Origin of the sequence: Mesorhizobium sp. L2C066B000, from assembly GCF_000502335.1 — a bacterium.
Lineage (GTDB): Bacteria > Pseudomonadota > Alphaproteobacteria > Rhizobiales > Rhizobiaceae > Mesorhizobium.
Map to the genome: position 1 here is coordinate 229394 of NZ_AYWZ01000011.1, position 13371 is coordinate 242764.

The following is a 13371-nucleotide window of genomic DNA, read 5'->3' on the forward strand; positions in this document are numbered from 1 at the left end:
TCTGTGGCTGATAGTGGCAAGCCGGCAATCAGCTCTTAGACGGTCCGTCTAGCTAGTCTAGTTCTTTTCGCCGCCTTCAGGGCGCGCGTCATTCTGCTGGAATCGCCCCAGGTGGACAGCCAGATCAGCACGTCCGTGGCGATCGAAATCAGCGACCGTAAAAAGTTCAGCGCCGGGCCGGGCGATTTCAGCTGCTCTTCGGCGTGATGGAGATGGGCGAGCTCTTCCTCGCGGATCGCCAGGATGATGCCTTGCAAGTCGTGGTCGCGATTGGCGAGGAAAAACAGCTGATCGTCCAGATGGCGATGCACCGCCGCTTCAACCGCCGCCGTGCAGGCCCAGATGCCTTGCGGACCGAGCAGGGCGGTGACAAAACCCAGCAGCCAGCCACCCCAGCTCCAGAATTGCATCACCCGGCACGGTCGCGCCTTCCGCGCCGGCATGGCGGCACGGAAGGCGGCGCAATGCGTGCGCTCGTGCCCGAGCATCTCCGACAAGGATGGCACGCAATCCGGCCAGAAGCGCCTGGCGACAAGAATCTGCGCCGAATAGATCCTGATCGCACCGAACTCACCGGCGTGGTTGACCCTGACAATTCTGGCGACGGTGAGCGCGTCCTGGCGAGATGGGTCAGCCATGGCCCGAACCCATATCAGCCCGCCGCCAGGCTCGGACGTTTTGCGATGCCGTCCCACCAGGCCTGGATGTCGGCGAACGCCGCAAGCAGCTTTTGCCCGTCGGCGACCTTGACGAAATAGGCGATGATGGATGCCGCATGCAGGTCGACCAGCGTCAGCTGGTCGCCGAGCAGCCACGGCCCGGGAGGCTTGAGTGCGGTGAGCACCCGCAGCACCGTTTCCGCCTGGCGCAGCCCGTTGGCGACCAGTGCCTCGTCTGGCGCTTCCTTCTCAAGCCGCTCGACGGCGACGTCCCAGACCATCGATCTGTAGGCATAGGCGTCGAGCATGCCGATGATCTGGTTCATCGTTGCGCGGGTGCGGGCGTCTTTTGGCTGCAGTGCCGGGCCGTCGAACGCCTCGTCGACATAGCGGGCGATTGCGCTGGTTTCGAACAGGCGAAACCCGTCATGCTCGACGGCCGGAATGCGGCCGAAAGGGTGATGCTCGAAGTACCAGGCGGGAGTGCCCTCGGCGGCAAAGACATCGACCGGCACAAGGTCGTAGTCGATGCCTTTTTCCGCCAGCACGAGGCGGACGATGCGCACATAGACGCTGTAGTCCGCCCCGTAGACGACCGGCTTGGCCATGGCTGCCGGCTTACGCCATCGCCTTCTGCAAATTCTCGTCGATCTTGTCGAGGAAGCCGGTGGTCGACAGCCATGGTTGGTCGGGACCGATCAAGAGCGACAGGTCCTTGGTCATGAAGCCGCTCTCAACCGTCTGGATGCAGACCTTCTCCAGCGTGTCGGCAAATCGCTTCAACTCGGCATTATCGTCGAGCTTGGCGCGGTGGGCGAGGCCGCGCGTCCAGGCGAAGATCGAGGCGATCGAATTGGTCGAGGTTTCCTCGCCCTTCTGGTGCTGGCGATAGTGGCGCGTCACGGTGCCGTGCGCGGCCTCCGCTTCCACCGTCTTGCCGTCCGGCGTCATCAGCACGGAGGTCATCAGGCCAAGCGAGCCAAAACCTTGCGCCACCGTGTCGGACTGGACGTCGCCGTCATAATTCTTGCAGGCCCAGACGTAGCCGCCAGACCATTTCAGGGCGGAGGCCACCATGTCGTCGATCAGCCGGTGCTCGTACCACAGCTTCTTCGCCTTGAACTCGGCCTCGAATTCAGCCTCGTAGACCTCCTGGAAAATGTCCTTGAAGCGGCCATCATAGGCTTTGAGGATGGTGTTCTTGGTCGAGAGATAAACCGGATAATTGCGCAGCAGGCCGTAATTCAGCGAGGCGCGGGCGAATTCGCGGATGGAGTCGTCGAGATTGTACATCGCCATGGCAACACCGGCGCCGGGTGCGTCGTACACGTCGTGCTCGATCACCTTGCCGTCCTCGCCGACGAACTTGATGGTCAGCTTGCCCTTGCCGGGGAAGCGGAAGTCGGTGGCGCGATACTGGTCGCCGAAGGCATGACGGCCGACGATGATCGGCTTGGTCCATCCCGGCACGAGACGCGGCACGTTCTTCATGATGATCGGTTCGCGGAAAATGGTACCGCCGAGAATGTTACGGATGGTGCCGTTGGGCGACTTCCACATCTTCTTCAGCTTGAATTCCTCGACGCGCTGCTCGTCGGGCGTGATCGTCGCGCATTTCACACCGACGCCCCATTTCTTGATGGCATTGGCCGAATCGATGGTCACCTGGTCGTTGGTGGCGTCGCGGTGCTCGACGCCGAGGTCGTAATATTCGAGCTTCAGGTCGAGATAAGGGTGAATCAGCTTGTCCTTGATGAACTGCCAGATGATGCGGGTCATCTCGTCGCCGTCGAGCTCGACGACCGGGTTCGCCACCTTGATCTTCGCCATGAAAAGAATGCCTCGCTTTTGGGGAACTAAACGGCCTTGCCCGCATGGCTTCGGCCGGGGATGCGGAGCGTATATCAAAGCCTATTTGGCCGCGCAAACGCCGATCCGTGCAGAATGGGTCGTCTGTGCCGCGACCGGTGTTTTGCAAAAGCTTCATTTTGCCGAGCGGATGTGGCAGGGAACGCTGAAATGCCGCAAACAGCAGTTCATTGAGATCATGTCCGCCGTCGATCATCCTGAAATCGCATCCGCCGCCGGGCCGGCGATCATCCTGGTCGAGCCGCAGCTCGGCGAGAATATCGGCATGGTTGCGCGCGCCATGGCCAATTTCGGCCTTGCCGAACTGAGACTGGTCAACCCGCGTGACGGCTGGCCGAGCGAGAAGGCGCGCGCCGCCGCCAGCCGCGCCGACCATGTCATCGATGCCGTAACAGTGTTCGGCGACCTGGCGTCCGCCGTCGCCGACCTCAACTTCGTCTTCGCCACCACGGCGCGGGAGCGCGACGGCTTCAAACCCGTGCGTGGTCCGGTCGAAGCGGGCAGGGCGCTGAGGGCGCGTCAGATGGCCGGCCTGCGCACCGGCATCTTGTTCGGCCGCGAGCGTTTTGGGCTCTACAATGACGAGGTCGGGCTGGCCGACGAGATCGTCACCTTCCCGGTGGATCCCGGCTTTTCGTCGCTCAACATCGCCCAGGCCGTGCTGTTGATGTCCTATGAATGGATGAAGTCGGGCCTGGAAGACGAGACGGCGACCAATTTCTCCAGCCCTGAAATGAAGCCGGCAAGCAAGGAAGAGTTGCACGGGCTGTTTGCCTATCTCGAAGGCGCGCTCGAAGCGCGCGGCTATTTCCGCCCGGCGCCCAAGAAACCCAAGATGGTCGACAATCTGCGCGCCGTCTTGACGCGCGCCGGTTTCGCCGAGCCGGAACTGAAAGTGCTGCGTGGCATCATCTCGTCGCTCGACCGGTTTTCGCCGGCCATGCCGCGCGGTGACGGCTCGCCGGGAGACGATCCAAGGCGTTTGCCGGCCGCTGCGCGAAAACGCCAGGCAGACAAAGAAGATTAGAAATCGCTAAGCTTCGAACGGCTGAACTAACCGAATTTTATTTGCCTCTCGTCCATTGTTGTCAAAACGGTGGGGTGGCAAATGTTCACGTCCAAAATCGGCCGTATGCGCTTCTTCTTCTATTCGCTCGGCGTAGCCCTGCTCGAGGCCGTTCTTGCCGTGCTGTGCATCGTTGGCACGATCGGCTTTGAGGGGCTGGTCAACTCGGCGCCCGGTCCATCGCGGCAAGGCATGGCAGGCGCGGTTCTGGTCGTTTCCCTCCTGGCCGTGGTCATGCGTGCCAACATCGCCTGGCGACGCAGCCGCGACGCCAACGGCAAAGCCTGGATCCTGTGGTCCTACATCGTGTTCTGCGCCATCTACGCCTTTCTGCAGGCAGGCACGCTGCTGGTCATCGATTTCAAGAACCCGGAAAGCACGTCCAGCGGTTTGAACCTGCTGGCGCTGTCGATCTTTGGCCTTTGGTGCACGATCCTGGTGGCTAAGCCGGTGGCGGGCATCAATATCGACGAACTGACATCGGTTTTCGATTTCGATGGCGATACGCCCATGCCTGCGGGATCCGGCCGGATGGCCAGCAGCACGGCACAGTGTTCCATGCGCAACGCCACACCGGCCACGCGCTCGGTGCCGTCCGCCCAGCCTATGGGCCGCCCGCGGCCCGCCGGCTTCGGCAAGCGCGGGCTCTAGGCCGAGGCAAGGTCGTCTTCGCCGGCTTTGCATAGAACTTGCTGACATTCGCCACTTCAAGACCATGATGGTTGCAGATAGAAGAACGGCATTGGCCAATGACCGCCAAGCCTTCTGATCCAGCCTCTTTCATGGTCCGATATCAATGAGCCACCGTCCGATCCTGATGTTCGATTCCGGCGTTGGCGGATTGACCGTGCTGCGCGAAGCGCGCGTGCTGATGCCCGACCGGCGCTTCGTCTACGTCGCCGATGACAAGGCCTTTCCCTACGGCGCCTGGGAAGAGCCGGCGCTGCAGGCCCATATAGTCGAGCTCTTCGCCAAGCTGCTCGACCGTTTTGATCCGGAAATTTCGGTCGTCGCCTGCAATACCGCTTCGACGCTGGTGATCGATGCGTTGCGGGAAAAATTCCCTGGCCATCCCTTTGTCGGCACGGTGCCGGCAATCAAGCCGGCTGCCGAGCGCACCCGGTCCGGGCTGGTCTCGGTGCTGGCGACGCCGGGCACGGTGAAGCGCCAGTACACGCGCGACCTGATCGGCAAATGGGCGCAGAAATGCCATGTCCGGCTGGTCGGCAGCAACAATCTCGCCGGACTGGCCGAGGCCTACATGCGCGAGGGCTTTGTCGACGAGGAGGCCGTGCGTGCCGAGATCGCACCGTGTTTCGTCCAGCATGACGATTTGCGCACGGACATCGTCGTGCTCGCCTGCACGCACTATCCGTTCCTGGCCAATCGCATGCGCAAGACCGCGCCCTGGCCGGTCGACTGGATCGACCCGGCCGAAGCGATTGCGCGGCGTGCTCTGTCGCTGCTTCCGGCTGTCGACGGACCATTGCCGCAAAGCGAGCCCGACATCGCCGTCTTTACCTCGGGAAAGGCGGATTTCGCCATCAGCCGGCTGATGCAGGGTTTTGGATTGAGCGCGCGCTAATGCATGTCGCCCAAAAGTGCGCAGCGGTTTTGGGACAACGACATGCATAAAACGAAAAACTAAAGCGCGTCGCCGACGCGCTTTAGGCAGGCTCGAAGACAATGACGCGTCGATCCGGATCGGCCGAAACAAGCCTTAGCGTCAGGCCATCGCCCTGCCTGAACCCTGAGGCCTTCACATTCGCAACGACAGGCATGTCCGAGAGCTGAACGCGCGCACGCTGATCACCGACGTCGGTGACGACGGCCTTGAATGTTTCACCCACGCGCCCCCTCAGCATCACCGCCTCGGCAAGGCCGATGGCCGCGTGGTTGATCTGCGAGGCGCGGGCGCCTGCGCGGCCCATCACCTTAGGCAGTCTGGAAAACGCCTCGGTAACGGCTTGCGGCACCGGCTGGCCGTTGGCGATGGCCAGCACGCAGCGCACGACGTAGCGATCGGCCAGCCGCCTCAGGGGCGCGGTGGCGTGGGCATAGGTCGCGGCCATCGCCTCGTGCCAGGGGACAACGCCTTCTTCATAGGGTTGGTAGGACGCACCGGAGCCGGCGCGGCGGATTTCCAGCATCAGCGCTGCCTGTTGCATGTTCGTCGGATCGAGGGTTCGCTGATAGTCGGACAGGTTGGTCGAAGGAGGCCAGGACAGGCCTAAGGCCCGTGCCGCGCTGCGCAGTCTTTGTACTTTGGAAGCATCGGGCGGCGCCATCACCCGGAACAAGCCGGTCCGGTGTGCCAGCATGGCGTCGGCAATCGCCATGTTGGCGGCCAGCGAAAGTGCTGCGTTGTCTTGCTCGGATTGCAGCAGCGGCCTGAACGCAAGCTGGAACGTGCCATCGGCAAGCTGTTCCACCTCCTGCTCGGGCGGGTCGACGCGCGAAGCGCCGCGACGGTCTTCGGCCGCCGCCATGCGCCGCGCGATTTCGGCGAAGCCGACTGGGACGTCGGCGGCCTGCACGCTGTCATAGGCGAGCTTGGCGCGGCTTTGAATGATTGCCCGCTCCGCGCCATCCAGCCTTACCGCTCCGTCGTCGGCGATCCGGACCGTGAAGATGACAGCCGGACGCGGACCGCCGGGTAGCAAGCTCGCGGCGCCCTCGGCAATGACCCGGGGATAGAGCCCGGCCTTGCCGTCCGGCAAATACAGGGTTTCGCCCCGCGCCCAGGCTTCGCGATCCACCGCGTCGCCGTCCGCGACGAACCAGGCTACGTCGGCAATCGCATAGTGCAACAGAAGGTCGCTACCGCTCGCTTCGATCGAAAACGCTTGGTCAAGATCGGTGGAAGTCGCGGGATCGAGCGTCACGAAGGGCATCGCCGTGCGGTCGGCATGCTGGTCGGGCACGCGCCTGGCCGCCGTCTGTGCCATGGCCATTACATCAGGGGGAAATCCCTCCGGCACATGGAACTCGGTGCGGATTTTCGCGAGGCCGGTGGCGAGTGCCTGCGAGGGATCGTTCAACGATTTCATGGCGCCGTCCTACACCGGCGTTGCGGGCACGGGAAGGTGGTTTTGCCGGCAGTGCCGGCCGACCATGGGCAGGCATGAGCGCGGAACGGAAGTTGACCGCCAGCGCTGGAACCGTCGCCGGAGCGCAACGTTTCTTCCTCTGTCAGCAAAGGAGGTGCCGATATGCCTGCAACCTCAAAAGCACAGCAAAAGGCCGCTGGCGCAGCCCTGTCGGCCAAGCGCGGCGAGACCAGGAAGAGCGAACTTCAAGGCGCGTCGAAGTCGATGTACAATTCGATGAGCGAAAAGCAGCTCGAGGAATTCGCAGAGACCAAGCGCAAAGGCCTGCCGGAGAAGAAATCGGCAGACTGAAACCTTGAACCGAGTCGATAAACAAAGCCCGTGGCCGAAACCACGGGCTTCTTCGATTCAGGCCAAGCCCGAAACTCCTGACGTCACCAGCAGCGCTTCACCTTGTAGCGGATGACCTTCTTGTGGCCATGCCGCCAGATGACCTTCTTCTTCACCACGACATGGCAGGTCTGACGATGCTTGTGGCCCTGCCAGTGCTTGGCCATCGCTGGCTCGGGCACGGCGATCGACATCGTCCCGGCCATGACGGCTGCACCGACCAACGAGAGGAAAAACTTCTTCATGCGACTTCGGGCTCCTTTGGCTCAGTCCCTTCCTAAATGCCGTCGGCGCAACAACCTCCCGCCGCATCCGGCACGGCACTCAACGCCAAAGACGTGATATGGTTGCCGGGCCCAGCGCCAGCGACGCGCTTGACTCTGCTCAAATCTCCGTTTATCGAGCGCACCAACACCGGGCCGCAATGCCCGGTTGTTTCTTTTGCATGGCAAGCCCGGGAAAGCAGGTTTATCGTTTCCTGGGTTTTGTCTAGACTGACGTGTCCCGTGGGTTTTCCGCCGCGTTGCGTGGGAAAACCCTGTCAGGCCTCGAAAACGGAGGCCAGAGGAGGGCGCGTTTCCTTCACCCGGACCATGAGGCTCCGGGTGGTTTGTTTTGAAAGGGAATGCGATGAGCAAGCGCGAATCCGCGAAGTACAAGATCGACCGCCGTCTCGGCGAAAACATCTGGGGCCGCCCGAAGTCCCCGGTCAACAAGCGTGAATACGGCCCCGGCCAGCACGGCCAGCGCCGCAAGGGCAAGCTTTCCGATTTCGGCCTGCAGCTGCGCGCCAAGCAGAAGCTGAAGGGTCACTATGGTGATGTCTCCGAAAAGCAGTTCCGCAAGGTCTATGAAGAGGCTGATCGCCGCAAGGGCGACACCTCCGAGAACCTGATCGGCCTGCTCGAGTCGCGTCTCGACGCGGTCGTCTACCGCTCCAAGTTCGTGCCCACCATTTTCGCGGCTCGCCAGTTCGTCAACCACGGCCACGTCAACGTCAACGGCAAGCGCGTCAACATCGGCTCGTACCGTTGCAAGCCGGGCGACGTCGTCGAAGTGCGCGAAAAGTCGAAGCAGCTGGTCATCGTGCTGGAAGCGGTCGGCCTCGCCGAGCGCGACGTGCCGGACTATATCGAAGTCGATCACAACAAGATGGTCGCGACCTTCTCGCGCATCCCCGGCCTGGCCGATGTTCCGTTCGCCGTGCAGATGGAGCCGAACCTGGTCGTCGAATTCTATTCGCGCTAAGCGATCGCTTTCTGCGATACCGGAAAGGGCCGCCCGTCGAGGCGGCCTTTTCTTTGTCGGCCATGTCCGCTAATCCGGCACTCTCGGCTATGGAAAGCGACAAGCCATGAACATGCTGGCAGGCATCGACACAGTTGAACCGATTGCTGAAGGCGGCTTCCACCCGCTGTTTGCCGACGTGCCGTCTTCGGTCGAGTTCAACAAACTGCGTAAGCGGCTGTTGCGGTTGGCCCGCCAGGCGATCGACGATTTCGCCATGGCGAGGCCCGGCGACCGCTGGCTGGTGGCCTTGTCCGGCGGCAAGGATTCCTACGGCCTGCTGGCCGTGCTGCTCGATCTCAAATGGCGCGGGCTACTGCCGGTCGAGCTGCTGGCCTGCAATCTCGACCAGGGCCAGCCGAATTTTCCGAAGCACATTTTGCCCGACTACCTCGATGCGCATGGCATTGCCCATCGCATCGAGTATCAGGACACCTATTCGGTGGTCACCGACAAGCTGCCTCAGGGCAGCACCTATTGTTCGCTGTGCTCGCGGCTGCGGCGCGGCCATCTCTATCGCATCGCGCGCGAGGAGGGCTGTTCGGCGCTGGTGCTCGGCCACCACCGCGAGGACATTCTCGAAACCTTCTTCATGAATCTGTTCCATGGCGGCCGCCTTGCCGCCATGCCGCCAAAGCTGCTCAACGACGACGGCGACGTCATGGTGCTGCGGCCGCTGAGCTACTGCGCCGAGGTCGATCTGGAAAAATTCGCCGCCGCTATGAAATTCCCGATCATTCCCTGCGATCTCTGCGGCAGCCAGGAAGGCCTGCAGCGCAACGCCATGAAGGCGATGCTGGACGATATGGAAAAGCGCATGCCGGGCCGCAAGGATACGATGCTGCGCGCGCTGTCCAACACCAGGCCGTCGCATCTGCTCGACAGAAAGCTGTTCGACTTTGCCGCCCTCAATGGCAGCCTCAGCACAGGACAAGACATTTCCGATGATATTTGACGACCAAGCGATCGACTGGCTGGCCGAGCTTCTCGCCGATGCAGCCAGGGCCGAAATCATGCCACGCTTTCGCCGGCTGGGCGAGGGCGACATCAGACAGAAGACCTCGGCTGCCGACCTGGTGACCGAGGCCGACATCAACGCCGAGCGGCTGATCACGGCCAGGCTGCGCGAGCGCTATCCCACGGCGATGATCGTCGGCGAGGAAGCCTGTTCCGACAATCCGGCGCTGCTTCAGGGGCTCGGCGATGCCGACCTCGCCTTCGTCGTCGACCCGGTCGACGGCACCTTCAACTTCGCCTCCGGCGTGCCGCTCTTCGGCGTCATGCTGAGCGTCGTCGTCAAGGGCGAAACCGTCGCCGGTATCATCCATGACCCCGTAGGCCGGGACTGGCTGATCGGCGCCAAGGGCGCCGGCAGCCATATCCGCCATGCGCATGGCGCGCTGGAGACGGTGCACGTCGCCGATGCCGTGCCGATCTCGCAGATGACCGGCTCCGTCTCCTGGCAATATCTGGCGGAACCGCAACGCTCGCTCCTGGCGCGCAACCAGACCAAGACCCTGTCGCAGTTCGGCTATCGCTGCGCGGCACATGAATACCGTCTTCTGGCCAGCGGCCATGCCCATTTCGTCGTCTACAACAAACTGATGCCGTGGGACCATCTGGTCGGTGTGCTGATCCACGCCGAGGCCGGCGGCTACACCGCGCGGATCGACGGTAGCGCCTATCTGCCCTCGCATATCGACGGCGGCATTCTTGTCGCCCCGGACAAGGAAAGCTGGCAGGAGTTGCGCAGGGAACTCTGGGCGCAATAGTCGGTCCAACTGCCGGTAGACGCTTTCGTCAAGTATATTGGCTCTGTTATAGTGGTCCAATCGCTCGCGAAGCCGGAGCCGCGAAATGAAACATCGGTCCGCAATTGTCGCAACGGCACTTGCACTTGCCCTGGTCGCCTGCGCCACTGAGGCACGATCGCAGGAGCGCGCGTGTCGTAGCCCCGATCCCATCGACACCATCGACGAAATGTTCGACGCGATCTTTGCCTGTTGGCAGCCGCCGCCTGGAAGTGCTGGCCTGACCCTGACGCTGAGTTTTTCAATTCGCAAAAACGGCACGCTGATGGGCAAGCCGCGCGCCACTTTCTCCCATATGGGAGATGATGCCTCGCTCAACCGGGTCTTTGTGTCATCCGTGCTCGAAGCGCTCGACAAGGCTCTGCCGATGCCGCTGTCGGACAGCATGGGTGGCGCCATCGCAGGGCGCCCGCTGTTCCCTCGTTTCACGGCAGTGATTGGCGGCGCATCCTGAAACGCGTCGCATAAAGGTGGATGCGGTTTTGAGACCAACAATCTCAAGGCGCGTCGCTCAATGCAGGTCGGTGACGTGCCCTGAAATGGGTGGGTTGTGCGGCTGGAACATCTTGCCGCGCTCGGCGATCAGGATCATCAGCAGGGCCGCGACCGAGACGCTGCAGAAGCCGGCGGCAAGCGGCGTCACCGTGCCGTTGAAGGCCTGGCCGATCAGCGTGCCGAGGATGCCGCCGAGAAAAGTCTGCATGAAGCCCAGGATGGACGACGCGGTGCCCGCCAGTTGGCCGAGCGGTTCCATCGCGAGCGCGTTGAAATTGGCGCCGAGCGCGCCGAACGGGAGCATCGCACTGGCGAAGAAGGTGATGAACAGCCAGAGTGGCATCTTCATTTGAAGCGAAACGGTGAGCCAGGCAAGGCTGATCACCAGGAACAACAGCAGTGCGCTCTGCGACAGGCGGCGCATGCCGATGCGGCCGACCAGGCGCGAGTTGAGGTAGTTCGAAAAAGCGAGAACGCCGGCGACACCCGCGAAGATGACAGGAAACAATTCGCCGACATGAAAAATGTCGACATAGATCTGCTGTGCGGAGGCGATGAAGCCGAACATGGCGGCGAAAATGAAGGTGCTGGCAAAGGCGTAGCAAAGCGCCATGCGGTTGGTGAGCACGATACGGAAACCACCGACGACGGATGAGACTGTCAGCGGCCGGCGGTACTCCGGATGCAGCGTCTCCGGCAGCCGCAGCAGCGACCACGCCGACACGATCAGCGCTCCGACGGCCATGGTGACGAAGATCCAGTGCCATGTTGCGAACAGCATGATGAACTGGCCGATCCCAGGCGCGATCACCGGGATGGCCATGAACACCATGAAGATCAGAGACATCACCTCGGCCATGCGCCGACCGTCGAACGTGTCGCGCACGATCGAGACGGCGATGACGCGGGTCGCCGCCGCACCGATGCCTTGCACCAGCCGGCACAGCAGCAGGACGGCGAATGACGGGGCGATGGCGGCAGCTGCCGCCGCCACGACATAAATCGCCAGCCCGGCAACGAGCGGCGCGCGGCGCCCGAACCGGTCCGAGATCGGTCCGAAGAAAAGCTGTCCGCCACCGAAGCCCAATATATAGGCGGTGATCACATACTGGCGGTGGTTTTCATTCTCAACGCCAAGCGTGGCGCCGATTTGCTGCAGTGCCGGCAGCATGATGTCAATGGCCAGCGAGTTCAACGCCATCAGTGCCGCGCACAGCGCGATGAATTCCCAGCGCGGAATAGGCAATTTGCGTGCCTGTTGCGGCGCTTTTGCTGGCTGGTCCACGGCGGGTCCGATCTTCAAAACGAATATGCGCCGGCATGCCGGCGCATAAGTTCGTCCTCACTCCGATAGGGGGAGGTAACATTTTGCCGGGGCGGGGCTGCCCCGTCTCAACTCAGAATCAGGCTGTCGCTTTGACGCTGACGCCCTTGTCGACGAGCAACGTCTGCAACTCGCCTGCCTGGAACATTTCGCGGATGATGTCGCAGCCGCCGACGAATTCGCCCTTGACGTAAAGCTGCGGGATCGTCGGCCAGTTCGAATATTCCTTGATGCCTTGGCGCAGTTCGGCCGAGGTCAGCACGTCGACGCCCTTGTAGTCGGCGCCGATGTAATCGAGGATCTGGACGACCTGGCCGGAAAAGCCGCACTGCGGAAAACCGGGCGTGCCCTTCATGAAAAGGACGACGTCGTTGCCCTTCACTTCGCTGTCGATGTAGTCGTTGATGCCGCTCATGAGATATCCTTTCACGCCTGTGGGAGTCAGGCTCGAAGCATAGCCATCAAATAAACCCATAGATGGGCCGAAACAAGATGTTTGCGCCGCCGTCGCGGAAATGGCGCAAAGGATCGCCTGTCTTGGGCCAAGCATCCGAGCCGATTGCAGCCTCCGGGACATGATGAAAAGACGATATGGCGCCGCCCTTCCGATCGCCATCCTGCTGGCGGCGATTGCCGTTGTCTGGTGGCCGAGACGCCCGGAGCCGCCGCCACTGGTCATTGGCGGTGACCTGCCCGCGTCTTGCCGGAATGTCGCCTTCGAGGCGGTGACCTATGTCGTCTGCGAGATCGATCTTCGCGCCGACAGCATCGGTGTTTTCCACGCCAGCGCCGATGGCAAGCCTTTTGGTTCGCTCGAAGCCTTCGACAAGGCGGTTGCGGGCGAGGGGAGGCCGGTGCTGCTCGCCATGAATGGCGGCATGTATCACGAGGATTTGTCGCCGGTCGGCCTGCTGGTCGAGAACGGCAGCGAAAAGTCACGGCTCAATCTTGCCGACGGCGAAGGCAATTTCTTCCTGAAACCGAACGGCGTCTTTCTGGTGGGCAATGACGGCAAGGCGGCTGTCATGGAAAGCAACGCCTATGCGGTCACCAAACGCGATGTTGCCTTCGCCACGCAGTCCGGCCCGATGCTGGTGATCGATGGCGTGCTACATCCGCGCTTCGAGGCGAATGGCACCTCGCGCTACATCCGCAACGGCGTCGGCGTGCGCGATGAAAACACCGTTTTGCTGGCGATCTCGCGGTCTGAGGTCAGTTTCGGCAGCTTTGCGCGGCTGTTTCGCGACGCGCTACAATGCCGCAACGCGCTGTTCCTCGACGGCGCGGTTTCCGCGCTGTCGGATGGGAAAAGAATGATCGTCGGCGGAAAATACCCGGCGGGCCCGATCATCTCAGTGTCGGCGAAGCCGATCACGTCAGTGTCGGCGAAGCAGCCGCAGAAACAGTAGGCCAGTCTGGC

16 protein-coding genes are annotated in these 13371 nt (G+C 62.3%); 9 read left to right on the forward strand and 7 right to left on the reverse strand.

Going from position 1 to position 13371, the window contains the following annotated elements; genetic code table 11:
- Positions 1-35 precede the first annotated feature (35 nt).
- Genes X733_RS144535 through X733_RS144525 form a run of 3 tightly spaced genes read right to left on the reverse strand, consistent with a single transcriptional unit; the run spans position 36 to position 2489 of the window.
- Positions 36-638 (reverse strand): demethoxyubiquinone hydroxylase family protein, encoded by a 603-nt coding sequence (locus X733_RS144535; protein WP_023819430.1) that lies wholly within the window; start codon positions 636-638, stop codon positions 36-38.
- 14 nt (positions 639-652) lie between these two features.
- Positions 653-1267: a glutathione S-transferase family protein gene (locus X733_RS144530; protein ID WP_023690203.1), complete on the reverse strand. Its 615-nt coding sequence runs from the start codon at positions 1265-1267 to the stop codon at positions 653-655.
- Positions 1268-1277: 10 nt separating this feature from the next.
- Positions 1278-2489, reverse strand: coding sequence for an NADP-dependent isocitrate dehydrogenase (locus tag X733_RS144525; RefSeq protein WP_023669114.1), 1212 nt, complete (start codon positions 2487-2489; stop codon positions 1278-1280).
- Positions 2490-2706: 217 nt separating this feature from the next.
- Between X733_RS144525 and X733_RS144520 the strand changes: the two genes are divergently transcribed.
- The 3 genes from X733_RS144520 to murI all read left to right on the forward strand — a co-directional run bounded on the left by X733_RS144520 (position 2707) and on the right by murI (position 5179).
- The gene (locus X733_RS144520) at positions 2707-3555 is read left to right on the forward strand and encodes an RNA methyltransferase (protein WP_023684872.1); all 849 of its coding nucleotides are present in this window, start codon (positions 2707-2709) and stop codon (positions 3553-3555) included.
- Positions 3556-3636: 81 nt separating this feature from the next.
- A complete protein-coding gene (locus tag X733_RS144515) occupies positions 3637-4245 on the forward strand; it encodes a DUF805 domain-containing protein (protein ID WP_023819431.1) in 609 nt (202 codons plus the stop codon).
- A 145-nt stretch (positions 4246-4390) separates the two neighbouring features.
- A complete protein-coding gene (murI, locus tag X733_RS144510) occupies positions 4391-5179 on the forward strand; it encodes a glutamate racemase (protein WP_023684874.1) in 789 nt (262 codons plus the stop codon).
- 82 nt (positions 5180-5261) lie between these two features.
- Here murI and X733_RS144505 read toward each other — a convergent pair whose 3' ends face one another.
- Positions 5262-6644, reverse strand: coding sequence for an RNB domain-containing ribonuclease (locus X733_RS144505; protein ID WP_023684875.1), 1383 nt, complete (start codon positions 6642-6644; stop codon positions 5262-5264).
- A gap of 162 nt (positions 6645-6806) precedes the next feature.
- Between X733_RS144505 and X733_RS144500 the strand changes: the two genes are divergently transcribed.
- Complete coding sequence (locus X733_RS144500; RefSeq protein WP_023684876.1) at positions 6807-6995, forward strand: DUF3008 family protein; 189 nt, start codon at positions 6807-6809, stop codon at positions 6993-6995.
- Positions 6996-7078: 83 nt separating this feature from the next.
- Here the strand turns inward: X733_RS144500 and X733_RS144495 are convergent, their stop codons facing one another.
- A complete protein-coding gene (locus tag X733_RS144495; protein ID WP_023684877.1) occupies positions 7079-7279 on the reverse strand; it encodes a hypothetical protein in 201 nt (66 codons plus the stop codon).
- A gap of 385 nt (positions 7280-7664) precedes the next feature.
- Between X733_RS144495 and rpsD the strand changes: the two genes are divergently transcribed.
- The 4 genes from rpsD to X733_RS144475 all read left to right on the forward strand — a co-directional run bounded on the left by rpsD (position 7665) and on the right by X733_RS144475 (position 10586).
- Positions 7665-8282 carry a 30S ribosomal protein S4 gene (gene rpsD, locus X733_RS144490; protein WP_023669107.1) on the forward strand — a complete coding sequence of 206 codons (618 nt, stop codon included), beginning with the start codon at positions 7665-7667 and terminating at the stop codon, positions 8280-8282.
- A gap of 106 nt (positions 8283-8388) precedes the next feature.
- Entirely contained in the window at positions 8389-9276 is an 888-nt protein-coding gene (gene ttcA / locus X733_RS144485) for a tRNA 2-thiocytidine(32) synthetase TtcA (protein WP_023684878.1), read from the forward strand.
- Positions 9266-10093 carry an inositol monophosphatase family protein gene (locus X733_RS144480; RefSeq protein ID WP_023684879.1) on the forward strand — a complete coding sequence of 276 codons (828 nt, stop codon included), beginning with the start codon at positions 9266-9268 and terminating at the stop codon, positions 10091-10093. Before ttcA ends, X733_RS144480 begins: the two co-directional genes overlap by 11 nt.
- Before the next feature lie 208 nt (positions 10094-10301).
- Positions 10302-10586, forward strand: coding sequence for a hypothetical protein (locus X733_RS144475; RefSeq protein WP_245260654.1), 285 nt, complete (start codon positions 10302-10304; stop codon positions 10584-10586).
- Positions 10587-10643: 57 nt separating this feature from the next.
- Here the strand turns inward: X733_RS144475 and X733_RS144470 are convergent, their stop codons facing one another.
- Positions 10644-11912 carry a multidrug effflux MFS transporter gene (locus X733_RS144470; RefSeq protein WP_023684881.1) on the reverse strand — a complete coding sequence of 423 codons (1269 nt, stop codon included), beginning with the start codon at positions 11910-11912 and terminating at the stop codon, positions 10644-10646.
- A gap of 118 nt (positions 11913-12030) precedes the next feature.
- Positions 12031-12366, reverse strand: a complete 336-nt coding sequence (grxD, locus tag X733_RS144465; RefSeq protein WP_023669102.1) for a Grx4 family monothiol glutaredoxin — start codon at positions 12364-12366, stop codon at positions 12031-12033.
- A 160-nt stretch (positions 12367-12526) separates the two neighbouring features.
- Here grxD and X733_RS144460 point away from each other — a divergent pair, with 160 nt between their 5' ends.
- Positions 12527-13360 carry a phosphodiester glycosidase family protein gene (locus X733_RS144460; RefSeq protein ID WP_023684882.1) on the forward strand — a complete coding sequence of 278 codons (834 nt, stop codon included), beginning with the start codon at positions 12527-12529 and terminating at the stop codon, positions 13358-13360.
- Positions 13361-13371 lie beyond the last annotated feature (11 nt).